We start from the raw sequence: 25,100 nt of genomic DNA, 5'->3' as shown, positions 1-25,100 counted from the left end.
GGGTCTCCTTCCGCAGAGGGATCCAGCATGGCACCGTCGTCCCGGACCGTCAGCCCATCGCGCGCATCCGGCGTACCTCGGCGCTCTGCTGGGCCACCACTTCGTTCGCCATCTCCTCCACCGCCCCGTTGTTCCCACCCGCGAGGGCCTCGCCCGCCATCGTCACGGCCCCTTCGTGGTGCGCGATCATCAGACGAAGGAAGAGCCGGTCGAAGTCCGGGCCCGTGGCGGCCGCCAGCTCCGCCAGCTGCTGCGCGGTGGCCATCCCGGGCATGGCCGCCCCACCGTGGTCGTGGGTCTGGTCGTGGGTCCGGTCGTGGGCCGTGGGGTCGTCCGTGGCCCGGCCGCTGCCGCCCGTCGGTGCGGCGCCCGGGTCCGGGTGGTTGGTCAGCCAGCTCTCCATCACCGCGATCTCCGGCCGCTGGGCCGCCGCGATCCGCTCGGCCAGCCGCTCGACCGGCTCCGCCGAGGCGCGCTGCGGCGCCAGCGCGCTCATCGTCAGGGCCTGTCGGTGGTGCTCGATCATCCGGCGCACGTAGCTCAGGTCGGCGGCGTTCGCGCTGTCGTCGGGCCGTTCCCGTGCGGCCTGGCCGGGGGAGAGGGTGCGGGACCCCTCGCCCGGCCTGCCCGGGGCGATGACCACGGGCCCGGCGGCGGCCCCGTCGTCGTCACCGCCGACGCGGCAGGAGGTCAGCCCCAGCACACCGATGACGCCCGTGGCACCGATGACGCCGAGGACGAAGACGGGGCGCAGGGCCGCCGCAGTGCGCCGGTGGACCAGCCGTGCCGTCATGCGCGCTGTTGTCATGGCCATGCAAAGGAAGATACTGCGGGAGTCGGGGGTACTGGTTCCGTTCCCGCCGATAGGGCTCGGAACGCCCCCAAGGGAGGACACAATGACCTCGTCAGTCCCATCAGCCCCACAGCGCATCCCCAGAGCACGCACCAGGACCCGGACGCTGGCCGCGGCCGCGGCCGGCGCCGGACTCCTCGTGACGCTCCTCGCCGTCGCCGGACCCGCTTCCGCCACACCCGACCCGGGGGACCTGACTCCGTTAGGCACCGGCCGGAGCGCAGCCGGCCCACCGGCCACCGGCACCGTTTCCTCCGAGATCCCCGGCCAGGACGAGATCGTCCACAGCCGCAACATCACCCCCTTGGCCAACGTCCCGAGCGCCAACCCGGCCGTGATCAACTCCGACATCGCCTTCCAGGGCCGGTACGCCTACGCGGGCAGCTACGACGGCTTCACCATCTACGACATCGGCAACCCGAGCGCCCCCAGGACCGTCACCACCGTGCTCTGCCCCGGAGGCCAGAACGACGTCTCCGTCTCCGGCGACCTCCTCTTCCTCTCCACCGACTCCTCGCGCAGCGACGACTCCTGCAACAGCGTCTCGCAGCCCGCGACCGAGAAGTCGTCGTGGGAAGGGATCAAGATCTTCGACATCCGTGACAAGAAGAACCCCAAATACATCAAGTCGGTGGAGACGGCCTGCGGTTCGCACACCCACACCCTGGTGCCGGGCAAGCGGGGCGACGTCTACCTCTACGTCTCCTCGTACTCGCCGAGCGCGGCCTTCCCGGACTGCCAGCCGCCGCACGACGGGATCTCCGTCGTCAAGGTCCCGAAGAAGGACCCCCGGCAGGCGTCGGTCGTCGGCTTCCCGGTGCTCTTCCCCGACGGCGGCAACCCGGGCGCACCCACCAACCCCGGGGTCTCCCAGACCACCGGCTGCCACGACATCACCGTGCTGCCCTCGAAGGACCTCGCCGCGGGCGCCTGCATGGGCGACGGCATCCTCTTCGACATCAGCGAGCCCGAGCGGCCGCGGGTCATCGACCGCGTCCAGGACAACGTCAACTTCGCCTTCTGGCACTCGGCGACCTTCAACGAGCGTGCGGACAAGGTGGTGTTCACCGACGAGCTGGGCGGCGGTGGCGGAGCCACCTGCAACGAGGCCACCGGCCCCAGCCGCGGCGCCGACGGCATCTACGACATCACCGGCCGCGGCGACCAGCGCAAGCTCGTCTTCCGCGGCTACTACAAGATCCCGCGCCACCAGGCGGACACCGAGAACTGCGTCGCCCACAACGGCTCGCTGGTGCCGGTGGGCGGCGGTCGCGACATCATGGTGCAGGCCTGGTACCAAGGCGGCGTGTCCGTCTGGGACTTCACCGACTCCACCCGGCCGAAGGAGATCGCCTACTTCGAGCGCGGCCCGCTCAGCACCGACAAGCTGACCCTGGGCGGGGCCTGGTCGGCGTACTACTACAACGGCCACATCTACGCGAACGACATCACCAAGGGCCTCGACGTGCTGCGCCTCGACGACTGGCGCACCGAGAGCGCCAAGTGGGTCTGGACGGACCGGCTGAACGTCCAGTCGCAGCCCGACTACCACTGAGCACGCCGGGTCCCTGCGCCCCGCGACCTAGAGGAACGTTCCGTCGGGCGGCCCGCCGTCCGGCGGGACCCCCAGCTCCCAGCCGAGCCCGTAGCGCTGGAAGAGCTCCGCCCGCAGTCGGGCCGCCTCCATCGGCGCCCCCGGCAACAGGACGGCGAACACCGCGCCCATCAGCAGGGCCCGCAGCAACGGGTAGTCCCGATCGGGGTCCACGTCCGGATCGTCCGCGCCGTGCCGGGCCACCGTCTCCCGCAGCAGCTCCGCCAGCTGCTGCTGCTCCGGGCCCTGGACGAAGCCCTCGTTCGAGAGGATGCCCGCCATGTGCGTGCGCATCAGCAGCGGATGCTCCCGCGCCAGCCCGAGGACCGCGTCGATCGCCCGGGCCAGCAGCTCCCGCCCGGCGTCCGCCCCGGTGGGCCGGGGCTCGCGCTCCAGCGCTGCGCGCAGGGTGCGGAACATGAGGCGGTGCACCGCCGACTGCAACAGCTGGCGCTTGCCGGGGAAGTAGTAGGAGATCAGGCCGCGTGCCGCGCCCGCCCGGTCCGCGATGTCGCCGAGGGTCGTGGCCTCGTAACCGCGTTCGCCGACGAGTTCGACGGTGGCCTGGAGCAGCCGCTCCCGGGAACGTCTGCGCAATTCTTCATTGACCGACGGGCTGCGCGGGACCATGCTTGCTCCTGCGTTGACTGGCTCCGGGCCAATATACTCAGCGCGCGGGCCGACTGGTGGTGGGCGACGCGGGGGATCGCCCACCACCGGCCGTTCCCGTCCGGATTTCGCCGCTCCTCGGCGCTCCCGCCCCACCGATCGCGACGGCGGCCAGGGCCGCGCCCAGCAGCCAGCCGCCGACCACGTCCGACGCCCAGTGCACACCCAGGTAGAGCCGGCTGAAGCCGACTCCGAGGACGCAGACGAGGACGCAGACGAGGGCGGCGGTCCGCGCCCTGCGGGAGCGGGGGAACAGCCACAGCAGCAGCCCGCACACCACCGTCGCCGTCAGCGCGTGCCCCGACGGGTACGCCGCGAAGTGCGCCGAGTCCACCGGATCCGGCCACACCGGCCGCTCGCGCCCCACCGCCGCCTTGAGCCCCTGCGACACCACGGCCGCGGCGAGGACGGCCGCGCCGAACCGCCGCGCGAGTGCCCGCTCCCCGCGCCGCCACAGCCACAGGCAGGCGAGCACCGCCGACGCCCGCATGGTCCAGGGGTCCCACGGCCAGTCGCTGAGCACCCGCAGCAGCCGGGTGGGCGCCGGATGCGCCAGCGCGTAGGCGTGCAGGGACCGCGCGACCCGGGCATCGAAAGCGACCAGCGGCGGCCATCGGGCCACGACCAAGGCCGTGAGCACGGCGGCGAGCAGCACGCACCCGGTCGCGGTCCGTCGTACGAGAGCCCCGGTCATGCGTCGATCCTCGCATCCGACCCGCGCGTCCGGCCCCCGCGTCCGTCCCGACCCTCTTGGGCGAGGTCCTGCTACGTCAGGGTGCTGAGCCCCGGTACGAACGCCACCAGCACCGGGACCGCCGGCACCAGGGCCGCCACCGCGGTCAGCCGCAGCCGGCGCACGGGGGAGAGCCGCGGCGCGGCCGAGAGCAGCCGGCGGACCCGCGCGGGGACGTGGGCGTGCGGGGTCGGGCAGGGCCCGAACACGCCACGGTCCTCGTTCAGCCCGACCAGTGCCAGCGCCACGGTGAGGCGCCCGTACCGCCGCGAGGCCACGTCGTCGGCGGCGAGCTCGACCAGCCGATGCATCTCCGCCTCGAACGCGGCGAACACCGGGACCTGCCCGAACACCCCCGACAGCGCGCGCGAGCAGTGCAGCAGCCAATCGTGCCGGGCCGCCGCGTGCCCCTGCTCGTGCGCGAGCACGGCGTCCAGCTGCTGGCCCTTGAGCCGCCCGAGCGCACCCGTCGTGACCACCAGCTGCGGCGCGGTGCCCGGCAGCCACCACGCGTCGGGCCGGCGGCCCTCCAGGACGACCAGCCGGCCGCCGTCGGGCTCCTCGCCCGGCAGCAACGGGGCCCGCACCAGGAGTTCGGCCCGCTCGGCGCGCCGGCGCGAGCGCGCCCGCAACACCTCCGCGGCCAGCATCGCCCCCGTCCACAGCCCGCCGCCCGCGAGCACCAGCGCGGTCCCGGCGGCCCAGGGACCGGAGCCGGAGCCCAGCGCGTACGCGTCGACCACCCCGCGCGGCGCCGAAGCGAAGAGCGGACCGCGCACCGCCAGCCAGGCGGCGGCCGCGCTGAGCAGCATCGACAGGGCGAAGCACAGGAGCACCGCGGCCACCACGCACTGCCACACCCACAGGGCCACCACGGGCTCGCGCTCGGGCCACTCGGCCCGGGCCAGCAGTCGGGGGGCGAGGAGGGAGGTCAGGGCGCCGAGCAGCAGGAGAACGGCGGGGACCATCATGGCCGCATTTTAGGAGGGCGGAGCTGCCCACGGGTATGGACACCGTCCATTGGTGACGCACGACACGTCGCCCCCGCCGCCGCCCGCGCGCGGCCCCTCACATGGTGAGCAGCATGGCCAACATCCCCATTCCCATGGCCAGTCGGCACGCCCGCGTCACCTCGGCGGCTCCGCGCCCGCGCCCCAACGGGCCGCCCGTTACCAGGGCGACCGCGGGCCCGCCGGCCGTCGTCACCAGCCGCGCCCCGCCGAGCAGCACGTACCCCGCGAAGTAGAGGAGCAGCGCCCCGGTCACCAACGGGAGCCCTTGGGCCAGCCCCGCGCCGTGGCCCGCGCCGTGGCTCCCCGCGTGCGCGCCGCCCGCCCCCGAGGCCGTCGCCGCTCCCATCGTCACCGTCATGTAGACCATGGCCAGCGACCCCACCAGGTGATGGACGTGGTGGACGCCGCTCCGCAGCAACCACACCGCGTGCAGCGACGCCGCGCAGAAGACCGCCAGCAGCACCCCGGACCCCCACGCCCCGGTCCCCGTCGGCGCGGCCATCGCCGCCATCCCGAAGCCCATCAGGGCCTCGCCGCCCGCCGCCCCCCGAGCGGCCCGCTCCGCTCTGTGCGCCCGCAGCAGGCAGTACGCACCGCTCAGGGCGCACAGCGCCACCAGCAGCCAGCCGGACACGGTGGCGGCGGTGGAGGTGGGCAGGGACATCGCGGGACCGTGCACGGCGGAACCCCCCGGTTCGTCGGCGTCACCGGAAGAGATGCCCGCCCCAGGGGGGTCGCACGCCGACCGGGTTAGGCTCTCCTGGGCCGCACCAGGCTTGTCATATGCCAGTTTTTCCGAACGGAGCCGCACCGATGTCGACCGCCGAGCCCACCCGCCCCACGGCCCTCAGCTTCCGCAGCGCCGACGACTCGGACGTACCGGCTCTGGTCGCGCTCGTGGAGTCGGCGTACCGCGGCGACGTCAGCCGGGGCGGCTGGACGACCGAGGCGGACTACCTCGACGGACAGCGGACCGACGAGCGGGGCGTGCGCGAGGTGATCGCGACCCCCGACAGCATCCTCCTGCTGGTCGAGCGCGACGGCGAGCTCGTCGCCTGCTGCCACCTCGAACACCGCGGTGACCACGCCTACTTCGGGATGTTCGCGGTCCGCCCCGCACTCCAGGGCGCCGGCCTCGGCAAGGAGATCATGGCCGAGGCCGAACGCCAGGTGCGCGAGCAGTGGGACGCCAAGGAGATGCGCATGACCGTGGTGAGCCTGCGCGAGGAACTCATCGCCTACTACGTGCGCCGCGGCTACCGGCGCACCGGCGAGCTGACCCCGTTCCCGTACGGCGACGAGCGCTTCGGCATCCCGCGCCGCGCCGACCTGGTCTTCGAGCTGCTCGTCAAGCAGCTCTGAGCCGGGCGCGCGACAAGGGACCGGCCCGGCGCCGCGCGGGCGCCGGGGATCGGCCCGGGGGCGGGGCGGATCAGGCGGTGAAGCGGCCCGTGCGCCGGATCTCCGGCAGGTCCGTCACCGCGGCGTCCAACTCCAACGCCCTCGCCAGCTTCAGCCGTTCCTGCGTGTTGACCGTCCAGCCCGTCACCCGCAGCCCGGCCGCGTGCGCCGATTCGACGGTCTCCAGGGTGAGCCGCCGGATGTCCAGCGCGAGCGCCTGCGCGCCGACGGCCAGCGCCCGCTCCACGACGTCCGTGCCGTAGCTGCTCGCGCTCAGCACGGTCCGCACCCCCGGCACCAGGTCGGCGATCGCGGCGAGCACCGCGTCCTCCTCCGAGCAGACCTCGACCCGGCCGGTCAGGTCCCGCCGCAGCAGCACCTCCGCCAGCACCCGGGCGCAGCCGAGGTCCCGCACCGTGGCCAGCAGGGGCGCGGCGACCGCGTCCAGCACCTCCTCGAAGACCGGCACCCGCTCGCCGTGGCCGGCGTCGAGTCCGCGCAGTTCCGCGAGGGTCAGATCGGCGACGGCTCCCGAGCCGTCCGTGGTCCGGTCGACCTCGGGATCGTGCAGGGCGACGAGTGCGCCGTCCTTGCTGAGCCGCAGGTCCAGCATGATCGCGTCCATGCCGCTGCGCTGCGCGCGGACGAACGACCGGAGGGTGTTCTCCGGTTCCACACCCATGACCCCGCGGTGACCGATGGTGAGGAAAGTCAAGGTTCTCTCGCTTCCGTCGACGGCGGCTCCCCACGCGGCCGCGGTGTCCCGACCGCCCGCGTGGTGAGGACGCATGCTAGTGCGCCGACGGTGCGATGGGACCGCCCGTGCAGCGCTCCGGCAGGACCCTCCGGCCGGTTCCCGCCAAGGGTTGTGCACGGCGGCCGTCGTCGTCCGGCGTCACCCTGCCGTGGGCGCGTCCCCATCGCCTTGACCCCGGCCCTCGACCTCAGGTCCAGGGTGAGTCCCGGTGCCGGTCGCGGACGGTCCGACGGGCCCGGTCGCCGCCCCGGCCGCGAGCGTCGCCGGGAGCTCCGCGAGGTCCGCGAGCAGGGCCCCGGTCAGCTCCAGTTCGGCCAGGTGCTGCCGCTCGCTCCAGCGCAGCGCCAGTCGGGGGAAGGCCCAGTCCGGTTCGTCCGCGGCCGCGAGGGCCGCCCGTACGGAGTCCAGCTCGCCCCGGGTGCGCTCCAGGTGCTCCGTGACCAGGGCCCGCAGCCGCTCCGGCTCGGCCAGGTGCCCCAGCCAGACCCGGAGCAGCAGCCCGTGCTTGAGCACCGGGGGCCCGGCCTCGGCGGTGTCCGAGGCCCAACCCGCCAGGGCCGCGCGCCCGGCGGCGGTGATCGCGTACCGCCGTTTGGCGCGGACCTCCTCGGGTCCCGAGCGGGTGGAGGCGGCGTAGCCGAGGTCCTCCAGGCGCCGCAGCTCGGCGTAGATCTGACTGATGGCGGGCGACCAGTAGAAGAAGCGGAGCGAGGAGTCCGCCCACTTCTTCAGCTCGTACCCGGTCCGCTCGCCGGGGAAGGACAGCAGGCCGAGCACCGCCCACGCGGTCGGCGGCAGGTCGTCCCGCGCCTCTTGCTTCTTCGAGGTCTGACTACTAGTCATATTCCGAATTGAAGTGAGACCGGGCACAGGACGCAACCCTGGAGGCATCGTGAAGTTCTCCGTCATCTTCGAGGCGCAGCTCGCCGACCCGACCGTGGAGCGGGAGCACCAGGTCATCCGGGACTGCGTCGAGCAGGCCGTCCTGGCCGAACGAATGGGTTTCGACCGGATCTGGGCCGTCGAGCACCACTCCTTGAAGTGGTACGCCCACATGAGCGCTCCCGAGGTCTTCCTCACGTGGGTCGCGGCCAAGACGCACACCATACGCATCGGGCACGGCGTGGTGTGCATGCCCTTCAACTTCAACCACCCCGTCCGGGTCGCGGAGCGCGCCGCGATGCTCGACCTGCTCTCCGGCGGGCGGCTCGACCTGGGTGCGGGCCGCGGCGGCACCGCACAGGAGACCTCGCTGTGCGGGGTGGACCGGGACCGCACGACCCAGGAGGTCGAGGAGGCGCTGCGGATCATCGGCAAGGCATGGCAGGAGGACGAGCTGGAGTACCACGGCGAGCTGATCGACATCGATCCGCACCCGATCCTGCCCCGGCCCCGGCAGACCCCGCACCCGCCCCTGTTCCTCGCGTGCAGCCGCGCCGACACCCTGCGCCAGGCCGCCGAACTGGGTGTCGGCGCCCTGGTGATGGGCTTCGCCGGGCCGGAGTCGATCGCCGCGATGCGCGCCGCGTACGACGCGGCGATCGCCGGACGCGACGGTTCCCGGTTCGTGTCGAGCGTGGTCAACGACCACTTCTCGGTGCTCTGCCCGACCATCGTGCTCGACGATCCGGCGCGGGCCCGCCGGATCGGGGTCCGGGGTCAGCGCTTCTTCGCCCAGTCCATCGGCCACTGGTACGGCGGCGCGGGCGTCCCGGACGAGGCGGTGGTCGCGGGCGTGGACGAGGGGGAGGAGCTGCGCCGGGCCGCCGAGCAGGTGGTGGCACGGCTGCACGAGCTGGACATCCCGGTCCGGCCCGCCGCGACCGCCACCTTCCACGCGGACCACGCCTACGGCGGCGCCGACGACGCGATCGCCTACGTCGAACGGCTGCGGGCGGCCGGGGCGGACGAGGTGATGTGCCTGATCCAGATGGGGACCGTGCCTCAGGAGGCCTGCCTGGAGACGCTGCGGCAGTGGGGGGAGAAGGTCATCCCGCACTTCCGGGAGGTGTGAGAGGGCATCCCAGCGGTAGTGACCGATGCGCGACACGCGATCCGAGACCCCTGCCGGAGGTACCTCTGATGCCGTCCACCCCCGCTACGCCCTTCGCCCCCGACCCCGACCGGCTCGATCCCGGCGTGCGGCCCTTCGCCGACGCCCTCGCCGACGCCTTCCCCGACGTCGGCGGCCGGGTCACCGACGCCGCCACGGCCCGCCGGATCCTCGCGGCGATCCCGGCGCCGCCGCTCCCGCCGCCCGCCGTCGCCGGCGTCGAGGACCGGGCGGTGCCCGGGCCCGCCGGGGCGCCGCCGCTGCCCGTGCGCGTGTACCGGCCCGACCCGGAGCAGTGGCCCGGGCCCCGGCCGACCGTGGTGTTCTGCCACGGCGGCGGGTGGGTGCTGTGCGACCTGGACACGCACGACTCCACCGCGCGGCACCTGTGCCGGTCCGCCGGTGCGGTGGTGGTGTCCGTGGACTACCGGCTGGCTCCGGAGGCCCCCTTCCCGGCCGCCGTCCACGATGCCCACGCCGCCCTGTGCTGGGCGGGCGGGCAGATGGCCGAGCTCGGGGGCGCCCCCGGGGCGCTGGTGATCGCCGGGGACAGCGCGGGCGGCAACCTGGCGGCCGCCGCGCTGCTGCTCGCCCGCGAGCGGGGCGGGCCGGCGGTCGCCCTCCAGGTCCTCGTCTACCCGGCCCTGGACGCCGCCCAGGACACCGCTTCGGTGCGGCGCAATGCCGAGGGGTACTTCCTGACCGCCGCGCACCTGCGCTGGTTCTGGGCGCAGTACCTCGGACCCGGCGGCAACGGCGCGGACCCACTGGCCTCGCCCCTGCGCGCGGACCTCACCGGGCTGCCGCCCGCCCACGTGGTCACCGCCGGGTGCGATCCGCTGTGCGACGAGGGGGCGGCGTACGTTCGCGCGCTCCGCGAGGCGGGCACGAGCGCCCACGAGGACCATCATCCGGGGATGTTCCACGGATTCCTGGGGCTGGTCGACTTCCTGCCCGCGGCCCGCCGTGCCCTGGACGGAGTAGCCGAAGCGATCGCGCGGACGGTGTCGAGCAGGAAGAATTGCGGCGCTGACGGGGGTGACGCAGGATAATTTTCGGCTTCACCTCTTGAGCGAGAGAGCCTCACATGCATACGCTGTCTTAACGTGAGGTTCTCCTGTGGAGGAAGTGACATGACGGAAACTCTTGTGCCGGGACCGGTCGGTGCCGTGATAACCGCCGGAGCGCGGGTGGTGGACCACCCGGCGTGGCCCCAGCTCAAGGCCGCCGTGGAGGAGATCCGTCCTTGGCAGGCCAAGGACGGATCGATCGACTTCGAGCTCGCGGGCGCACCCACGCGCCTGGAGGCCGAGGCCGTCGTCGAGCGGATGATCGACGCCGTGGAGCAGCTGTCGCCGCTGCTGCCGCACTCCCTGGAGTACCACCGCGCCCTCGTCGCCGACCTGCGCAAGTGGGTCGCGGACGGCTTCGCCGTGCCGGACTTCCTCGACTCGCTGCTCGCCTTCCACCCGGCCGCCGAGCGCGCCGACGGACTGCAGCACCTCGTCGTGTTCCCCATGTACACGCAGAACGGGAACCCGGACCGCAACTTCGAGGCCGTCGCGCTCAAGATGGTGTGGCCCGAGTGGCTCGCCGAGCTGGAGCGCACCCGGTACGACAACCCGCTCTTCCTCGGCATCACCTTCGAGGACTTCACCGCGGGCTACGACACCCACTCGGCCGTGCTCTTCCCGGAGACCATCGCGGTCCGCGAGGCCCCCGAGCGCTTCACCTGGGGCGGCATCTTCTGCGACCGCGAGGCCGCGCGATTCCGTAAGGTCACCGAGGCGGCCGTGGACATCCTCGGCGTCACCCTGCCCGCCGACATCGCCGCCATGGTCACCGACCAGGAGCGCTGCGAGAAGGCCTTCGTCCTGTGGGACATGGTCCACGACCGCACCCACAGCCACGGCGACCTGCCGTTCGACCCCTTCATGATCAAGCAGCGCCAGCCGTTCTGGATGTACGGCCTGGAGGAGCTGCGCTGCGACCTCACCGCCTTCAAGGAGGCCGTGAAGCTGGAGTCCGAGGGCAACGAGCACGGTCGTGACGTGCAGTACGCCGTCCTCTTCGACCGGATGTTCCGCTTCCCCGTCTCCGGTGACCGCACCCGCAACTACGACGGCCTCGGCGGCCAGCTGCTCTTCGCGTACCTCCACAAGCACGACGTCGTGCGCTGGACGGACAACACGCTGAAGATCGACTGGATGCGCGCCCCGCAGGTCACCAACCAGCTGTGCGCCGAGATCGAGGACCTCTACCGGGCGGGCATCGACCGCCCCAAGCTGGTTCACTGGTTCAAGGCCTACGAGCTGGTCGCGACCTACCTCGCCCCGCACCCGGGCTCCCGCTGGGCCAAGGGCCCGGACGCCCTGGACCTGACGCAGCCGCCGCGCAAGCTCGTGGACGACGTGCTTCCGGACGAGTTCCCCCTCAGCATGTTCTTTGAGGCCCTCGCCAAGAAGCTCAAGGGCGTCATCGCCTCGACCAAGGGGATCACGGCGCTGAACGCCGAGGACCGTCGCCAGGAAGAGCGGGTCGCCGCGTGAGCGCTCGCGCGGAGGAGGCAGTGCCGATGAACGGCTCCGGGAACGGAAACGGGAAGCTCAGCGGAGCGGTCGTGGCGGTGGCGGGGGCCGGCGGGCCCGCCGGCCGCGCCACGCTGATCCGCCTCGCCGAGGCGGGTGCCACGGTGATAGCGGCCGACGCGGACGCGGCGCGCCTCGCGGAAGCGGTGGACGCGGCCCGCTACGCCCACGGCGGGGCCACCGTCACCGGTGACACCGTCGACCTGCTCGACCTGGACGCCACCAAGGAGTGGGCCGCCCGGACCGAGAAGGAGTTCGGCTCGGTCGACGGCGTCGTCCACCTCGTCGGCGGCTGGCGCGGCAGCACGTCCTTCACCGAGACGGACCTGGCGGACTGGGACTTCCTGGAGAAGCTCCTCATCCGCACCGTCCAGCACACCTCGCTCGCGTTCCACGACGGCCTGCTGCGCAGCGGCCGCGGTCGCTACGTCCTGGTGAGCCAGTCCGGCGCGCACAAGCCGGTCGCCAACAACGCCGCGTACAACGCGGGCAAGGCGGCGGCCGAGGCGTGGACCCTGGCGCTCGCCGACTCCTTCCGCAAGGCGGGAGGTGAGGACGGCCCGGGCGCCGCAGCTGCGATCCTGGTCATCAAGGCACTGGTGCACGACGCGATGCGCGCCGAGCGACCCACTGCGAAGTTCGCGGGCTTCACCGACGTCAAGGAGCTGGCCGAGGCCATCACCGGCGTCTGGGAGCGGCCCGCCACCGAAGTGAACGGACAGCGTCTGTGGCTGACCCCGCAACCCTGAGGACCGACGCCCGCCGGCACCACGACCCGGCGGTGCGCGGCTTCGCGAGCGACAACTACGCGGGAGCGCATCCCGAGGTCCTGGCCGCGATAGCCCTCGCCAACGGCGGCCACCAGGTCGCCTACGGCGACGACGAGTACACCGCGCACCTCCAGAAGGTCATCCGCAGCCACTTCGGCCCGTACGCCGAGGCCTACCCGGTCTTCAACGGCACCGGTGCCAACGTGACGGCTCTGCAGGCCCTGACCGACCGCTGGGGCGCGGTGGTGTGCGCCGAGTCGGCCCACATCAACGTCGACGAGGGCGGTGCGCCCGAGCGCATGGCGGGCCTCAAGCTGCTCACCGTGGCGACGCCGGACGGCAAGCTCACGCCCGAGCTGATCGACCGGCAGGCCTGGGGCTGGGAGGACGAGCACCGGGCGATGCCGCAGGTCGTGTCCATCACGCAGAACACCGAACTGGGCACGGTCTACACCCCGGACGAGATCCGGGCCATCTGCGAGCACGCGCACGGGCTGGGCATGAAGGTCCACCTCGACGGGGCCCGGATATCCAATGCGGCGGCGTCGCTGGACGTGCCGATGCGCGCGTTCACCAACGCGGTCGGGGTCGACGTGCTCTCGTACGGCGGCACGAAGAACGGCATGCTCTTCGGCGAGGCCGTCGTGGTGCTCAACCCGGACGCCGTCCGGCAGATGAAGCACGTCCGCAAGATGTCGATGCAGCTGGCCTCCAAGATGCGGTTCGTCTCGGTGCAGCTCGAAGCGCTGCTCGCGAAGGACCTGTGGCTGCGCAACGCCCGGCACGCGAACGCGATGGCGCAGCGGCTGGCGGCGGGAGTGCGGGAGCTGGACGGGGTGGAGATCCTCTATCCGGTGCAGGCCAACGCGGTGTTCGCGCGGCTGCCGCACGAGGTGTCGCGCCGCCTGCAGAAGCGTTTCCGCTTCTACTTCTGGGACGAGGTGGCGGGCGACGTGCGCTGGATGTGCGGCTTCGACACCGAGGAGGAGGACGTCGACGGCTTTCTCCAGGCGTTGAAGGAAGAGCTGGCGCGCTGACGGCCCCACCGTCCGACGGCCCGGTCGCCTGACACGCGGGCCGTGACAACCGCATGCATGAACATACCCCGCACCGTAAATCTATAGACTTGCGGTGCGGGGTATACCTATGCTCTCGATCATGGAACCAACCCCGGAGCATCCCGACCTCACCTCCTATCTCGTGGCTGACGAGGTCATAGATCACGGTCACCCACTCGTACAGGAGACCGCCGCAGCCCTCTGGGCCGAGACCGGCGATGCATATTCATACGCCGAGGCCGCCTTCGTCTTCGTCCGCGACACCGTCCCGCACTCGAACGACGTCGACGATCCGCGCGTCACCTGGCGGGCCTCCGACGTCCTGCGCCTGCGCACCGGCATCTGCTACGCCAAGGCCCACGCCCTGACCGCGCTGCTGCGCGCCCGGGACGTCCCGACCGGGCTCTGCTACCAGCTCCTGGCGGACGACGACGGCTCGGGCGCGGTCGTCCACGGCCTGGTGGCCCTGCGGCTGCCCGGCCGCACCACGTGGTCCCGGATCGACCCGCGCGGCAACAAGCCGGGGGTGGACGCCCGGTTCTCGCTGGAGGTCGAGCGGCTGGCCTTCCCGGTCCGTCCGGAACTGGGCGAGATCGACTACCCGACCCTGTACGCCGCCCCGCCCGCGCCGGTGCTCGACGCCCTGCGTGCGGCCCCCGACCGCAAGGCCCTGTGGGACCTGCTGCCGACGGGGTTGTAGGCGGGTCTGTAGGCCGGTCTGTAGGCGGGGCGCCCCTACGGCCCGGCGGGGGCGTCCTGCGGGGCGTCCCGCGGCGCGACGGGGGCGGGCGGCACGGCGGCGGGCGCGGGGAGCGGCGCGGCGGCCGGCCGGGCGGGGCCCGCGGCCGCCCGGTGCACGACCACGGCGGCGAGCTGGAGCGCCGCGATGCCCAGGACCAGCATCCCGGGCGGCCGCCCCGCCGCGAGGCCCACCAGGGCCGCCCCGGCGGCCGCCGCCGTGACCTTGAGTCCGGCGCCCAGGGTGAAGACCTGGGCCCGCACCGCGTCCGGCGCGTGCTCGGCCCGGATCCGCAGCGTCGCCGTCAGCAGGGGGCCGTCGCACACCCCCGCCAGCGCGAAGCCGGCCGCGGCCAGCGGTACCGTCGGCGCGAACGCGACCGCGACCAGCGCGACCCCGGTGCCGCCCAGCGCCCAGCGCGCCAGCAGTCCGGGATCGTCCGCGCGCCCGGAGGCCCGCCGCCGGGCCAGCAGCACGGATCCCGACAGCGCGCCCACGGCGAAGGCCGTCATCAGGGCGCCCCCGGCGCCGGGGGCGCCGAGGCTGCGGGCGAGCAGGACCGCCGTGGTGCTCAGCGCGCCGATGCCGACGAAGGCCAAGGTGGTCGCCGCGGAGATCGCCCGCAGCTCGCGGACCCGCCACAGGGCGGCGAACCCGCCGCCCGCGGTGGGCCGGGGCGCCGCGTCCCGGCGGCCGGCGCGGGGGTCCTCGTACGGGAGCAGGGCGGCCAGGACGGCGGCCAGCGCGCCCGAGCAGGCCAGTACGGCCATCGCCGGGCCCGCCGAACCGAGCGAGGCGACCAGGCCCACCACGGCCGGGGCGGTGACGCCCGCCGCGTTGTAGGTCGCCGCGTCCCAGGCGTAGGCCTGGTCGCGCCCGGCGCCCGCCGGGACCAGCGAGGCCACCAGGCTGGACAGCCCGCCCGTGACCATCGGTCCGCAGCTGCCACCGGCCACCGCCACCGCGATCACCACGGGGACCGGGGCCCGGCCCACCAGCACCGACAGGGTCGCCACGGCCAGCGTGAAGCAGACGAGGGCGCCCACGTGGAAGAGCCGGGGGCGCGGGGTCCGCGCGGCGGCGGCTCCCGCGAGCGGGGCCGCCAGGACGTGCGGTGCCAACCAGGCCGTCAGGACGAAGGCGCCGTTCGCGGCGCTCCCGGTCCGTTCCAGTGCCAGCAGCACCAGCGCGATGCCCATCCCCTCGGACGCGAACCGGCCGGCCAGCGCCGCCGCCAGGTACCGCTTGAACCCGCGCACAGGACCACCACCCCCCGGGTCGAGACGGTACTCCGCGGGGGTGGAGGGGGGATGGAGAGGGCCGTCCGGCCCGGGCCCGTCAGCCCGCTTCGCGGACCTGGGCGGGGGTGGGCGCCGTACCGCCGAGGTGCGCCGGCAGCCACCACGAGTCGTCCGTGCCCTTCGGCTTCGCCGGGTACGCCCGCTGCGCGGCGTCCAGGAGCTCCTGCACCCGCTCGCGCAGCCGCCGCGTGATCGCGCCGGCGAACTGGTCGGTCGGCGCCTCCATGGGCTCGCCCACGCGCATCGTCACGGGGATGTGGCTGCGCCGCAGGTCCTTCGGGTGGCCCTTGGTCCACATCCGCTGGGTGCCCCACAGCGCCACCGGGATCAGCGGGACCCCGGCCTCCTGCGCCATCCGCGCCGCACCGGACTTGAAGCTCTTCAGCGTGAAGGACTGCGAGATCGTCGCCTCGGGGAACACCCCGATGATCTCGCCGCCGCGCAGCGAGTCGAGGGCGAGCTGGTAGGCGGACTCGCCCTGCGTGCGGTCGACCGGGATGTGCTTCATCGCGCGCATCAGCGGGCCGGACACCTTGTGCCGGAACACCGACTCCTTGGCCATGAAGCGGACGAGCCGCTTGGACGGCCGCGCGGTCAGCCCGGCGAAGATGAAGTCCAGGTAACCGACGTGGTTGGAGACGAGCACCGCACCGCCCTTGCGGGGGATGTTCTCGGTGCCCTTCATGTCGATGCGGACGTCCAGCGCCTTGAAGAGCGTGTGCGCCGCGCCGATCACCGGGGGGTAGACGAACTCAGCCATGTGGGGAGACCCCGCTTTCTGCCTGGGGAGGTACTCCCGGCCGTAAGTTACGCCATCGTAGGTACGTAGCCATGGGGATCGTGCCCCATACCTGCCCCGGTGGCCAGTCCAGATGCCCCGACCAGGAGAGATTCTTGTCACGCCGGGAATGCGGCGCGCCGGGCGGGCGCTCGGATGACCGTACGGACGAACGGGCCGCGACGACGGGAGAGCACGTGCGGGACCAGGGCGGGGAGCCGGCGGGGGAGCACCGCGGCGAGCGGCGGCTGGGGCGGGCGGAACTGGGCGCCGAACCGGGGGAGCGGGCCACCCTGGTCCAGTTCTCCAGCGCGTTCTGCCAGCCCTGCCGGGCCACCCGCCGGATCCTGGCCGAGGTGGCGGCCATGGTCGAGGGCGTCGCGCACATCGAGATCGACGCCGAGGACCACCTCGTGCTGGTCCGCGAGCTGGGGGTGCGCAAGACCCCGACGGTGCTGGTCCTGGACGCGGCGGGCCGGATCGTGCGCCGGGCGGTCGGGATGCCCCGCAAGGCGGACGTGATCGCAGCCCTCGGCGCGGCCGTCTGAACCGGTGCCCGCCCCACGGAGCGTGACGCACCTGACAATGTGCAGGCTGCCGCTTGACTGTGCGCGCCGGTGATCGCCAGTCTTTCGGCATGCGGTACGAACTCCTGCTTTACGGACGGGTCCACCTCGACCTGGTCCGGTACGCGAGCGCGCGCTGTCGGGGTCACTGATCGCCCCCACCTCCTCCGGCGACCCGGCCGGGACAGACGACGCTGCAGAAGGAAGAGACATTTCGATGACGGCGCTGACCGCCACCACCGCCCCGGCCACCATCGCCCCGGCCGCCACCCGCGCGGACGCCGGCTCCCCGGAGGCCCGCTCCACGGGCGCCGCCCCCGCCGATGCCCGCCCCGCCGACGCCGGCTCTGCGGACGCCCGCCCCACGGACCCCGAGTCCGTCCTCCCCGGTTCGCCCGACCTGCTGCGCTCCGTCTTCCGGCAGCACGCCGCCGGGGTCGCGGTGATCACCTCCGCGAGCGGCGGCCGACCGGTGGGCTTCACGGCCACCTCGCTCAACTCCGTCTCCGCCGACCCTCCGTTGCTCTCCTTCACCATCGGCACCGGGTCCTCCAGCTGGCCCGCGATACGTGACTCCGAACACCTCGGGGTCCATATACTCGGCGAGCACCAGCGGGAGCTGGCCGGGCTGTTCGCCCGGAGCGGGGCCGACCGCTTCGGTCCGGCCACCGACTGGACCGCCGGCCCGCACGGGGTCCCGCTGCTGGACGGCGTGCTGGCCTGGCTGGTCTGCCGGATCGTGGCCCGCGTTCCGGCGGGTGCGCACCGGGTGGTCATCGCGGAGGCGGTTGCCGGGGACCCCGTCGGGGAAGGTCGTCCCCTGCTGTACCACCAGGGGCGCTTCAACGCGTTGCGCGACTGAATCGTCCCTGCTGGGGCGGGTCCGTCCGGCGTTGGCAAGGTCACAGTTCGCCGGCCTTGCAACCGGAGGGGAGCCAGGGTGTACTGGCGAGTAACATTCCCGTAGGAGCGCGGGCCGCCCCGACCGGGATCGGCCCCACAAGGCGCCTATGCTGCCTGCATCAAGGCAGCACCAGTAAAGACGATGCAGTAGGAGAGCCGGCGTGAGCTTGAGGATCGTTGTCTGTGTGAAGTACGTGCCCGACGCCACCGGCGACCGGCACTTCGCCGATGACCTGACCGTCGACCGCGACGACGTCGACGGCCTGCTGTCGGAGCTCGACGAATACGCCGTCGAGCAGGCGCTGCAGATCGCCGACGAGGCCGACGACGCGGAGATCACCGTCCTGACGGTGGGCCCCGAGGACGCCAAGGACGCGCTGCGCAAGGCGCTGTCCATGGGTGCCCACAAGGCGATCCACGTCGAGGACGACGACCTGCACGGCACCGACGTCATGGGCACCTCGCTGGTGCTAGCCAAGGCCATCGAGAAGGCCGGTTACGACCTGGTCATCACCGGCATGGCCTCGACCGACGGCACCATGGCCGTCCTCCCGGCGATCCTGGCCGAGCGCCTGGGCGTCCCGCAGGTCACCCTGCTCTCGGAGGTCAAGGTCGAGGGCGGCACCGTCAAGGGCCGCCGTGACGGCGACACCGCCAGCGAGCAGCTGGAGGCCTCCCTGCCGGCCCTCGTGTCCGTGACGGACCAGTCGGGCGAAGCCCGCTACCCGTCCTTCAAGGGCATCATGGCCGCGAAGAAGAAGCCGGTCGAGGCCTGGGACCTGTCCGACCTGGAGATCGACGCGGACGAGGTCGGCCTCGAGGGCTCCTGGACCGCGGTCGACTCCGCGGCGCAGCGCCCGGCCCGCACCGCCGGCACGATCGTCAAGGACGAGGGCGAGGGCGGCAAGCAGCTGGCCGAGTTCCTGGCCGGCCAGAAGTTCATCTAAGAGCTTCGGCCGCACACACGGTCACGCCCCACCTCCCCTGACTACTTCGCTTTCGCAGGAGCATTCCCATGGCTGAAGTCCTCGTCTACGTCGACCACGTGGACGGCGCCGTCCGCAAGCCCACCCTTGAGCTGCTGACCCTCGCCCGCCGCATCGGCGAGCCCGTCGCCGTCGCCCTGGGCGCCGGCGCGGCCGACACCGCCGCCGTGCTCGCCGAGCACGGCGCGGTCAAGGTGCTCACCGCCGACGCCCCCGAGTTCACCGAGTACCTCGTCGTGCCGAAGGTGGACGCCCTCCAGGCCGCCTACGACGCCGTGTCCGCCGCGGGTTCCCTGGCGGCGGTCCTCGTCCCCTCCTCCGCCGAGGGCAAGGAGATCGCGGCCCGCCTGGCCGTCCGCATCGGCTCCGGCATCATCACGGACGCCGTCGACCTGGAGGCGGGTGACGAGGGCCCGGTCGCGACGCAGGCCGCCTTCGCCGCGTCCTTCACCACCAAGTCCCGCGTCTCCAAGGGCACTCCGGTCATCACCGTCAAGCCGAACTCGGCTCCGGTCGAGGCCGCCCCGGCCGCGGGCGCCGTCGAGGCGCTCGCCGTCACCTTCGGCGCGCTGGCCACCGGCACCAAGGTCGTCTCCCGCACCCCGCGCGAGTCGACCGGTCGCCCGGAGCTGACCGAGGCCGCGATCGTGGTCTCCGGCGGCCGCGGCGTCAACGGCGCCGAGAACTTCCACATCATCGAGTCGCTCGCCGACTCGCTCGGTGCGGCCGTCGGCGCTTCCCGCGCCGCCGTGGACGCCGGCTGGTACCCGCACTCCAACCAGGTCGGCCAGACCGGCAAGTCGGTCTCCCCGCAGCTCTACATCGCCTCGGGCATCTCCGGCGCGATCCAGCACCGCGCGGGCATGCAGACCTCGAAGACCATCGTGGCCATCAACAAGGACTCCGAGGCCCCGATCTTCGACCTGGTCGACTACGGCGTGGTCGGCGACCTCTTCGCGGTCGTCCCGCAGCTGACCGAAGAGATCCAGGCCCGCAAGGGCTGAGCTCGGGTTCCGGTCGTCGACCGGACCTGACCTGCGTAGACGCTGTGCCCCGGGGCCGCGTGGTGACTCTCGCCACGCGGCCCCGTGCTGTTTCCGGCAACCATTGACGGAGCGGAATGTGCTGACTAAATTCTGCTATGCGGATCAATGCTTCCGTGTAGCGGAAAAGAGGAGAGTGCACGATGGGTCAGCAGGAGAAGGTGGCGACCAGCCTCGCAGGCGCGGTCAGCGAGGGCATCAGCGCCTCCCTCGCACCGGTGGACGCGGAACTCGCGCGCCACTACCCCGGCGACCCCGGCACCCGCCAGCCCATCCACACCGTCTACGTCCCCGGCGACGTCTTCGCCGCGGACACCATCCGCTCCTGGGGCGACCAGGCGCTGGCCGCCCTCGACGAGCACGCCCCGGACGCGGCCACCTTCGCCAAGGTACTCGGCATCAGCGACGAACTGGCGGTACCGGTCTACGACCGCGTGCGCGCCAAGCTCCTCAGCGAGCCCGTCGAGGACCTCCGCGTCGATTTCGAGGACGGCTTCGGCGTCCGCTCCGACGAGGAGGAGGACCAGGCCGCGGCCCGCGCCGCCCGCCTCGTCTCGGAGGCCTTCTCCAACGGCACCAACGCCCCGTACATGGGCATCCGGATGAAGTGCATGGAGTCCAACGTCCGCGACCGCGGCATCCGCACCACGGACGTCTTCCTCTCCGGCCTGTTGGAGCACGGCGGCCTGCCCGAGGGCCTCGTCCTGACCCTGCCCAAGGTGACCTACGCCGAGCAGGTCAGCGCCTTCGTCGCGCTGCTGGAGGCCTTCGAGACCCGCCGCGGGCTGCGTTTGGGCCGGATCGGCTTCGAGATCCAGATCGAGACCAGCCAGTCCATCGTGGCCTCCGACGGCACCGCCACCGTGGCCCGGATGATCGAGGCCGCCAAGGGCCGCGCCACCGGTCTGCACTACGGCACCTTCGACTACAGCGCCTGCGTCGGCGTCTCGGCCGCCTACCAGTCCAGCGACCACCCGGCCGCCGACCACGCCAAGGCGATCATGCAGGTCGCGGCCGCGGGCACCGGCGTACGCGTCTCCGACGGCTCGACCAACGTCAAGCCCGTCGGCACCACCGAGCAGGTCCACGAGGCGTGGAAGCTGCACTACGGCCTCACCCGCCGCGCCCTGGCCCGCGCCTACTACCAGGGCTGGGACATGCACCCGGCGCACCTGCCGACCCGTTACGCGGCCGTCTTCGTCTTCTACCGCGAGGGCCTGGAAGCCGCCGCCGCGCGCCTGAAGGCCTACGTCGCCAAGATCGAGGGCGACGTGATGGACGAGCCCGCCACCGCCAAGGCCCTGGCCGGCTACCTGGTCCGCGGCCTGGACTGCGGCGCGGTCGGCGCCGACGAGGTCGCCGCGCTCACCGGGCTGACCCGCGCCGAGCTGGACTCCTTCGCGATCCCGCGCCGTTCGGCCACCCTGCACGCCTGAGCCGGCCCGGCGGGGCCCGGCCGGAGAGGACTCCGGCCGGGCCCCGCCGCTTTCACCCGGATCCGACGATCCAGCGGCGCAGGGTGCCGTCCCGGCCCGCCGTGGCCAGCAGGGTGCCGTCGGGGGAGAAGGCGAGGCCGTTGACGGCGCCGGTGTGCCCAGTCAGGGGGTGGCCGACCCGCTCGCCCGACGTGACGTCCCAGAGCAGCACCCTGCCGTCCTCGCCGGCGCTGGCCAGCAGCTCCCCGTCCGGCGAGAAGGCCAGGTCGTAGACGGCGCCGGTGTGCCCGACCCCGAAGCCGGCGGAGCCGACCGGTAGGCCGGTCAGCGGCTCCCAGAACCGCACGCCGCCGTCCGCCAGGGCCGCGGCGAGCCGGCCGCCGTCGGGGGAGAAGCCGACCGCCCAGGCCGTGCCCCCGCCGAGCCGGCCGAACCTGCCCACGAGGGCCCGTAGGTGTTTGTCCCACAGCAGGACCTGCCCGTCCGCGCCCGAGCTGGCCAGATGCAGGCCGTAGGGCGAGTAGGCCAGCCCGACCACCTCGTTGGTGTGCTCGGTCAAGGACGCGGTGAGCTGCCCGGTGGCCCGGTCCCAGAGCCGGACGGTGGCGTCCGCACCGCCCGTCGCCATCTGCCGTCCGTCCGGCGAGAAGGCGATCTTCTTCACGGCGCCGGTGTGCCCGGTCTCGACGGAGCGCCCCGACCACGGCTCGACCGGATCGCGCAGGCACACGGACCGTCCCACGGAAGCGGTCGCCAACAGGCCGCCGTCCGGGGTGAAGGCGAGGGCCCAGGGCAGGGTCGGCGGGTCGACGAGCGCTTCGCCGAGGGCCCGCCCGGTGACGGGATCGTGCAGCAGCACCGACCGCCCGCCGGTGGTCGCGGCCAGTACCTGACCGGAGGGCGCGAAGGCGACCCGGACGAGGGCGCCGGCGACCTTCAACGGCGGCAGCTGGACGGGCTGGCGGGCCCGCACCGCCGTGGCCAGCGCGCGGGTGGCGACCGTGGGCTCCGGGGCGGGGGCCGCCCGTTCGTACAGGACCACCGTCCCGTCGGCGCCGGCGGCGGCCAGCAGCCGCCCGTCGGGGGAGAAGGCCACTCCGTTAACGGCTCCGACGGCTCCGACGGCGCCGTCGTGCGGGGTGAGGGGCGGGGCCGCCGGGAGCCCGGTGCGGGGGTCCCAGAGCCGGACCGTCCCGTCGGCGGAGGTGCTGGCGAGCAGCCGGCCGTCGGCGCGGAAGGCCAGGGCGTGGATCGCGTCCCGATGGCCGGTGAGCGGGACGAGCGGGAGTCCGGGCCGGGTGCCGAGCACGCCCGCGGTGCCGTCGGCACGGCCGAAGGCGACCGACCGGCCGTCGGGGGAGAGAGCCAGCACCCCCGGGGCGTCCACCCGCGGGCCGATCGGCTCCCCCGTCCCGGGGTGCGGGTGCAGCAGGTTCCACACCCGGGCGCCGTGCCCGGCGCCGAGCAGGCGCCCGTCGGGGACCTGGACGAGCGTGCGCAGGTCCTGCGGGTCCTGCACCTCGGAGTCGATCAGGGCCGCACCGTCGCCGGAGGCCGGGTTCCACAGCCGTACGTCCCCCTCGAAGTCGAGCACGGCCAGGAGAGCCGGTTCGGGGGCGTAGGCCATCATGCGGATCGGCGCGCCGGCGGCGACCAGTGGGGGTCCCGCGGGGGAGAGGGTCCTGGTCGCGAACTGGTGCACGGTGGTGCGGTTCCCGGCGTCCGTCACCAGGATCCGTCCCTCCGGGGTGAACAGCACCGGAAAGGTGCCGGGGAGCGAAGCGGCGAACTGCTTCCCCGTCCCGGTGTGCCAGATCCGTACCCGATCGTCCTCGCAGGTGGTGGCGAGCAGCCGGCCGTCCGTGGAGAAGGCCACGCTCCAGACCGCACCGGCATGGCGCGACAGGCGGTGGCGGGGGGTGAACAGGGCCGGGGGCGGGGGAGGCGCCGCGGAGGCTCCCGATTCCTCGGCGTTCCCACGGCCCGCCGGGGCGCGGGCCGGATGGGGCTCGGGGGCGGGCCGGGGCTCGGACGCGGGCACCGGCGGGGGTGCGGGTGCGGCTCCGTGCGAGGGCGCGCGCCCGCCCGCCGGTACGGGCGCGGGTACGGGCTCGGGCGACGCCGTCCGTCGGCCCGTCGGCGTGGGTCGCAGCGCGGCGAGGGCGCGCCAGTCGCGGCGCCACCGCTCCAACTCGGGTGCGGAGTGCGGGGGCACCGCGATCTCCTGGCCGAAGGCGTCGTAGGCGTAGAGGATCCGTACGAGCCCCATCAGCGTGTCGAAGCCGAGCAGCCGCTTACCGCTGAAGGCGTCGCTCTGGGTCGCGACCGGCAACCGGATGCCGCTGTCGGACCGGCCCGCGCGACCCGCGAGCTCCCGGTACGAGCGGTGCCCGCGCTCGTCCCGTAGCGTGCGCAACTCGGCTGCGAAGGCCCGTAGTTCCTCGTCGAAGCTGTTCGGTGGATCCATCGCCCACCAGGTTAGAACGGCTGCGGCCGATCGGTCCGGGACTTCGCCGAACAGAACGGAACACCCCCGCCGTTCAGGGGGGTTCGGGGTCGATCGGAAAGCGTCCGGCTTCGTTCGGTACCGGTGCTCGAGGGCCGTCCGGGCTGGTGACATCGGGGCATGACGAACCAGCCGCTCCCCGAGCCCTTCCTGACCCTGCACACCGCCTTCGTCCTCGTGACGGCCGTGCTCATCGGCTGCGCGGTGGGCGTGCTCACGCATCTGGGAGGCGCCCATCCCGCCCTGTCCGTCCTCGCCGGGCTGACCGCGGGGGGCGGCGCGGTGCCCGTCCTGCGCGGCCTCATCCGGTGACGGCCTACGGGCGGACCTCGCCCGAGCCGCGGGCGATCAGGCGGGTCGGCAGCTCGATCCGCGAAGGCGGCAGGTCCGCCCCGGCCAGCCGCTGGAAGAGACGTTCGGTCGCGACGCGGCCCAGGGCCGCCGCGTCCTGGGCGACCACGGAGACGGCGGGACGGATCAGGTCCGCCAGCTCGAAGTCGTCGAAGCCCACCAGCGCCACGGGCCGCGCTCCGGAGGCGGCCGCCGCGGCCAGGACGCGCACCGCCGTCACCGTCACCCGGTTGTTGCCCGCGAAGACGGCGGTGACCGGGTCAGGGCCCGCGAGCATGGCCGTGACCGCCGCGGTGACCCGCTCCGGGGAGGTCGGGCCGAGGGCCTCCCACGCCCCGTCCACCGCGAGCCCGGCGGTGGCCATGGCCGTGCGGTAGCCGCGCAGCCGCTCCGTGGCCGTGTGGATGTGGGGATGGTCGCCGACGAATCCGATCCGGCGGTGGCCGTGGGCGATCAGGTGGGCCACCCCGTCGCGGGCGCCGCCGAAGCTGTCCGAGAGCACCACGTCCGCGTCGATCAGGCCGGCCGGGCGGTCCACGAACACCGTGGCCACCCCGGCCCGGATCTCCGGCTCCAGGTAGCGGTGGTCGTCACCGGCCGGGATGACGATCAGGCCGTCCACCCGGCGCGCGCACAGCGCGAGCGCCAACTCCTTCTCCCGGTCCGGGTCCTCCGCGCTGGAACCGTTGATCAGCAGGGCGCCGTTGGCCCGCGCGACCTCCTCCACGGCCCGGTTGAGCGGCCCGTAGAACGGGTCGGCGAGGTCCTCCAGGACCAGTCCGATCGTCGCGGTGCGGCCCTTGCGCAGCACCCGGGCGCTGTCGTTGCGCCGGAAGCCCAGCTCGTCGATGGCGTCGTGGACCCGCTTCTCGGTGTCGGGGGTGACGCCGGGCTCGTCGTTGACGACCCGGGACACGGTCTTCAGGCCGACCCCCGCCCGGGCCGCCACGTCCTTCATCGTCGGCCGCCGGCCGTAGCGGGGCTCGGGCGAACGGCGGGAGT

The 25,100-nt window shown here is 73.4% G+C and carries 25 protein-coding genes; 14 read left to right on the top strand and 11 right to left on the bottom strand.

Annotated features, from left to right (window positions below; all coding sequences use genetic code 11):
• Positions 1 to 49 precede the first annotated feature (49 nt).
• Complete coding sequence (locus tag ACIBEA_RS06200) at positions 50 to 808, bottom strand: DUF305 domain-containing protein (RefSeq protein ID WP_399259047.1); 759 nt, start codon at positions 806 to 808, stop codon at positions 50 to 52.
• A gap of 88 nt (positions 809 to 896) precedes the next feature.
• On the opposite strand from ACIBEA_RS06200, the gene ACIBEA_RS06195 reads away from it, so the two are divergent.
• Positions 897 to 2,408 carry an LVIVD repeat-containing protein gene (locus tag ACIBEA_RS06195; RefSeq protein WP_399258504.1) on the top strand — a complete coding sequence of 504 codons (1,512 nt, stop codon included), beginning with the start codon at positions 897 to 899 and terminating at the stop codon, positions 2,406 to 2,408.
• A gap of 27 nt (positions 2,409 to 2,435) precedes the next feature.
• Here ACIBEA_RS06195 and ACIBEA_RS06190 read toward each other — a convergent pair whose 3' ends face one another.
• The 4 genes from ACIBEA_RS06190 to ACIBEA_RS06175 form a co-directional block, all read right to left on the bottom strand.
• Positions 2,436 to 3,077: a TetR/AcrR family transcriptional regulator gene (locus ACIBEA_RS06190; RefSeq protein ID WP_399258502.1), complete on the bottom strand. Its 642-nt coding sequence runs from the start codon at positions 3,075 to 3,077 to the stop codon at positions 2,436 to 2,438.
• A 37-nt stretch (positions 3,078 to 3,114) separates the two neighbouring features.
• Positions 3,115 to 3,810, bottom strand: a complete 696-nt coding sequence (locus tag ACIBEA_RS06185; RefSeq protein WP_399258501.1) for a phosphatase PAP2 family protein — start codon at positions 3,808 to 3,810, stop codon at positions 3,115 to 3,117.
• 71 nt (positions 3,811 to 3,881) lie between these two features.
• On the bottom strand, positions 3,882 to 4,820 hold the full coding sequence (locus ACIBEA_RS06180) for a M56 family metallopeptidase (RefSeq protein WP_399258499.1): 939 nt from the start codon (positions 4,818 to 4,820) through the stop codon (positions 3,882 to 3,884).
• 97 nt (positions 4,821 to 4,917) lie between these two features.
• Entirely contained in the window at positions 4,918 to 5,526 is a 609-nt protein-coding gene (locus ACIBEA_RS06175) for a DUF5134 domain-containing protein (RefSeq protein WP_399258498.1), read from the bottom strand.
• A gap of 149 nt (positions 5,527 to 5,675) precedes the next feature.
• Here ACIBEA_RS06175 and ACIBEA_RS06170 point away from each other — a divergent pair, with 149 nt between their 5' ends.
• On the top strand, positions 5,676 to 6,224 hold the full coding sequence (locus tag ACIBEA_RS06170; protein ID WP_399258496.1) for a GNAT family N-acetyltransferase: 549 nt from the start codon (positions 5,676 to 5,678) through the stop codon (positions 6,222 to 6,224).
• A 70-nt stretch (positions 6,225 to 6,294) separates the two neighbouring features.
• Here ACIBEA_RS06170 and ACIBEA_RS06165 read toward each other — a convergent pair whose 3' ends face one another.
• Together ACIBEA_RS06165 and ACIBEA_RS06160 are read right to left on the bottom strand one after the other, a co-directional pair.
• On the bottom strand, positions 6,295 to 6,978 hold the full coding sequence (locus ACIBEA_RS06165; RefSeq protein WP_399258494.1) for a glycerophosphodiester phosphodiesterase: 684 nt from the start codon (positions 6,976 to 6,978) through the stop codon (positions 6,295 to 6,297).
• A 180-nt stretch (positions 6,979 to 7,158) separates the two neighbouring features.
• Complete coding sequence (locus ACIBEA_RS06160; RefSeq protein WP_399258492.1) at positions 7,159 to 7,863, bottom strand: PadR family transcriptional regulator; 705 nt, start codon at positions 7,861 to 7,863, stop codon at positions 7,159 to 7,161.
• Positions 7,864 to 7,912: 49 nt separating this feature from the next.
• Between ACIBEA_RS06160 and ACIBEA_RS06155 the strand changes: the two genes are divergently transcribed.
• The 6 genes from ACIBEA_RS06155 to ACIBEA_RS06130 all read left to right on the top strand — a co-directional run bounded on the left by ACIBEA_RS06155 (position 7,913) and on the right by ACIBEA_RS06130 (position 14,189).
• Entirely contained in the window at positions 7,913 to 9,034 is a 1,122-nt protein-coding gene (locus tag ACIBEA_RS06155; RefSeq protein ID WP_399258490.1) for an LLM class flavin-dependent oxidoreductase, read from the top strand.
• A gap of 68 nt (positions 9,035 to 9,102) precedes the next feature.
• A complete protein-coding gene (locus tag ACIBEA_RS06150) occupies positions 9,103 to 10,125 on the top strand; it encodes an alpha/beta hydrolase (protein ID WP_399258488.1) in 1,023 nt (340 codons plus the stop codon).
• Positions 10,126 to 10,206: 81 nt separating this feature from the next.
• Positions 10,207 to 11,622 carry a DUF6421 family protein gene (locus ACIBEA_RS06145; protein ID WP_399258486.1) on the top strand — a complete coding sequence of 472 codons (1,416 nt, stop codon included), beginning with the start codon at positions 10,207 to 10,209 and terminating at the stop codon, positions 11,620 to 11,622.
• Positions 11,623 to 11,648: 26 nt separating this feature from the next.
• On the top strand, positions 11,649 to 12,410 hold the full coding sequence (locus ACIBEA_RS06140) for an SDR family NAD(P)-dependent oxidoreductase (protein ID WP_354379406.1): 762 nt from the start codon (positions 11,649 to 11,651) through the stop codon (positions 12,408 to 12,410).
• Positions 12,407 to 13,468 carry a threonine aldolase family protein gene (locus tag ACIBEA_RS06135; RefSeq protein ID WP_399259046.1) on the top strand — a complete coding sequence of 354 codons (1,062 nt, stop codon included), beginning with the start codon at positions 12,407 to 12,409 and terminating at the stop codon, positions 13,466 to 13,468. Before ACIBEA_RS06140 ends, ACIBEA_RS06135 begins: the two co-directional genes overlap by 4 nt.
• A gap of 121 nt (positions 13,469 to 13,589) precedes the next feature.
• The gene (locus ACIBEA_RS06130) at positions 13,590 to 14,189 is read left to right on the top strand and encodes a transglutaminase family protein (protein WP_399258484.1); all 600 of its coding nucleotides are present in this window, start codon (positions 13,590 to 13,592) and stop codon (positions 14,187 to 14,189) included.
• A 35-nt stretch (positions 14,190 to 14,224) separates the two neighbouring features.
• Here ACIBEA_RS06130 and ACIBEA_RS06125 read toward each other — a convergent pair whose 3' ends face one another.
• Positions 14,225 to 15,487 carry an MFS transporter gene (locus ACIBEA_RS06125; protein WP_399258482.1) on the bottom strand — a complete coding sequence of 421 codons (1,263 nt, stop codon included), beginning with the start codon at positions 15,485 to 15,487 and terminating at the stop codon, positions 14,225 to 14,227.
• Between the two features lie 79 nt (positions 15,488 to 15,566).
• Positions 15,567 to 16,289: a lysophospholipid acyltransferase family protein gene (locus ACIBEA_RS06120; RefSeq protein WP_399258480.1), complete on the bottom strand. Its 723-nt coding sequence runs from the start codon at positions 16,287 to 16,289 to the stop codon at positions 15,567 to 15,569.
• 215 nt (positions 16,290 to 16,504) lie between these two features.
• Here ACIBEA_RS06120 and ACIBEA_RS06115 point away from each other — a divergent pair, with 215 nt between their 5' ends.
• The 5 genes from ACIBEA_RS06115 (at position 16,505) to ACIBEA_RS06095 (ending at position 21,241) form a co-directional block, all read left to right on the top strand.
• Complete coding sequence (locus ACIBEA_RS06115) at positions 16,505 to 16,855, top strand: TlpA family protein disulfide reductase (protein WP_399259045.1); 351 nt, start codon at positions 16,505 to 16,507, stop codon at positions 16,853 to 16,855.
• Positions 16,856 to 17,090: 235 nt separating this feature from the next.
• Positions 17,091 to 17,735, top strand: a complete 645-nt coding sequence (locus ACIBEA_RS06110) for a flavin reductase family protein (RefSeq protein ID WP_399258479.1) — start codon at positions 17,091 to 17,093, stop codon at positions 17,733 to 17,735.
• A gap of 202 nt (positions 17,736 to 17,937) precedes the next feature.
• Positions 17,938 to 18,723 (top strand): electron transfer flavoprotein subunit beta/FixA family protein, encoded by a 786-nt coding sequence (locus tag ACIBEA_RS06105; protein WP_399258477.1) that lies wholly within the window; start codon positions 17,938 to 17,940, stop codon positions 18,721 to 18,723.
• 68 nt (positions 18,724 to 18,791) lie between these two features.
• Positions 18,792 to 19,766: an electron transfer flavoprotein subunit alpha/FixB family protein gene (locus tag ACIBEA_RS06100; protein ID WP_399258475.1), complete on the top strand. Its 975-nt coding sequence runs from the start codon at positions 18,792 to 18,794 to the stop codon at positions 19,764 to 19,766.
• A gap of 182 nt (positions 19,767 to 19,948) precedes the next feature.
• Positions 19,949 to 21,241 carry a DUF6986 family protein gene (locus ACIBEA_RS06095; protein ID WP_399258474.1) on the top strand — a complete coding sequence of 431 codons (1,293 nt, stop codon included), beginning with the start codon at positions 19,949 to 19,951 and terminating at the stop codon, positions 21,239 to 21,241.
• Positions 21,242 to 21,293: 52 nt separating this feature from the next.
• On the opposite strand, the gene ACIBEA_RS06090 is transcribed toward ACIBEA_RS06095, so the two are convergent.
• Positions 21,294 to 23,708 (bottom strand): WD40 repeat domain-containing protein, encoded by a 2,415-nt coding sequence (locus ACIBEA_RS06090; protein ID WP_399258472.1) that lies wholly within the window; start codon positions 23,706 to 23,708, stop codon positions 21,294 to 21,296.
• Positions 23,709 to 23,867: 159 nt separating this feature from the next.
• On the opposite strand from ACIBEA_RS06090, the gene ACIBEA_RS06085 reads away from it, so the two are divergent.
• Positions 23,868 to 24,059, top strand: a complete 192-nt coding sequence (locus tag ACIBEA_RS06085) for a hypothetical protein (RefSeq protein WP_399258470.1) — start codon at positions 23,868 to 23,870, stop codon at positions 24,057 to 24,059.
• A gap of 4 nt (positions 24,060 to 24,063) precedes the next feature.
• Here ACIBEA_RS06085 and ACIBEA_RS06080 read toward each other — a convergent pair whose 3' ends face one another.
• The gene (locus ACIBEA_RS06080; RefSeq protein WP_399259044.1) at positions 24,064 to 25,056 is read right to left on the bottom strand and encodes a LacI family DNA-binding transcriptional regulator; all 993 of its coding nucleotides are present in this window, start codon (positions 25,054 to 25,056) and stop codon (positions 24,064 to 24,066) included.
• Between the last annotated feature and the right edge of the window lie 44 nt (positions 25,057 to 25,100).

Origin of the sequence: Streptomyces sp. NPDC051555 (assembly GCF_044454405.1) — a bacterium.
Taxonomy (GTDB): domain Bacteria; phylum Actinomycetota; class Actinomycetes; order Streptomycetales; family Streptomycetaceae; genus Streptomyces.
The sequence above is the reverse complement of the archived record's forward strand: the minus strand, read 5'-3'. Positions and strand labels throughout refer to the sequence as shown.

Coding starts and splice junctions, on each gene's coding strand:
- ACIBEA_RS06080 (WP_399259044.1), bottom strand. CDS start 25,056: ATGAAGGACGTGGCGGCCCGGGCGGGGGTCGGCCTGAAGACCGTGTCC.
- ACIBEA_RS06140 (WP_354379406.1), top strand. CDS start 11,649: ATGAACGGCTCCGGGAACGGAAACGGGAAGCTCAGCGGAGCGGTCGTG.
- ACIBEA_RS06120 (WP_399258480.1), bottom strand. CDS start 16,289: ATGGCTGAGTTCGTCTACCCCCCGGTGATCGGCGCGGCGCACACGCTC.
- ACIBEA_RS06150 (WP_399258488.1), top strand. CDS start 9,103: ATGCCGTCCACCCCCGCTACGCCCTTCGCCCCCGACCCCGACCGGCTC.
- ACIBEA_RS06200 (WP_399259047.1), bottom strand. CDS start 808: ATGACAACAGCGCGCATGACGGCACGGCTGGTCCACCGGCGCACTGCG.
- ACIBEA_RS06180 (WP_399258499.1), bottom strand. CDS start 4,820: ATGATGGTCCCCGCCGTTCTCCTGCTGCTCGGCGCCCTGACCTCCCTC.
- ACIBEA_RS06145 (WP_399258486.1), top strand. CDS start 10,207: ATGACGGAAACTCTTGTGCCGGGACCGGTCGGTGCCGTGATAACCGCC.
- ACIBEA_RS06085 (WP_399258470.1), top strand. CDS start 23,868: ATGACGAACCAGCCGCTCCCCGAGCCCTTCCTGACCCTGCACACCGCC.
- ACIBEA_RS06160 (WP_399258492.1), bottom strand. CDS start 7,863: ATGACTAGTAGTCAGACCTCGAAGAAGCAAGAGGCGCGGGACGACCTG.
- ACIBEA_RS06130 (WP_399258484.1), top strand. CDS start 13,590: ATGGAACCAACCCCGGAGCATCCCGACCTCACCTCCTATCTCGTGGCT.
- ACIBEA_RS06090 (WP_399258472.1), bottom strand. CDS start 23,708: ATGGATCCACCGAACAGCTTCGACGAGGAACTACGGGCCTTCGCAGCC.
- ACIBEA_RS06185 (WP_399258501.1), bottom strand. CDS start 3,810: ATGACCGGGGCTCTCGTACGACGGACCGCGACCGGGTGCGTGCTGCTC.
- ACIBEA_RS06170 (WP_399258496.1), top strand. CDS start 5,676: ATGTCGACCGCCGAGCCCACCCGCCCCACGGCCCTCAGCTTCCGCAGC.
- ACIBEA_RS06100 (WP_399258475.1), top strand. CDS start 18,792: ATGGCTGAAGTCCTCGTCTACGTCGACCACGTGGACGGCGCCGTCCGC.
- ACIBEA_RS06195 (WP_399258504.1), top strand. CDS start 897: ATGACCTCGTCAGTCCCATCAGCCCCACAGCGCATCCCCAGAGCACGC.
- ACIBEA_RS06175 (WP_399258498.1), bottom strand. CDS start 5,526: ATGTCCCTGCCCACCTCCACCGCCGCCACCGTGTCCGGCTGGCTGCTG.
- ACIBEA_RS06095 (WP_399258474.1), top strand. CDS start 19,949: ATGGGTCAGCAGGAGAAGGTGGCGACCAGCCTCGCAGGCGCGGTCAGC.
- ACIBEA_RS06110 (WP_399258479.1), top strand. CDS start 17,091: ATGACGGCGCTGACCGCCACCACCGCCCCGGCCACCATCGCCCCGGCC.
- ACIBEA_RS06190 (WP_399258502.1), bottom strand. CDS start 3,077: ATGGTCCCGCGCAGCCCGTCGGTCAATGAAGAATTGCGCAGACGTTCC.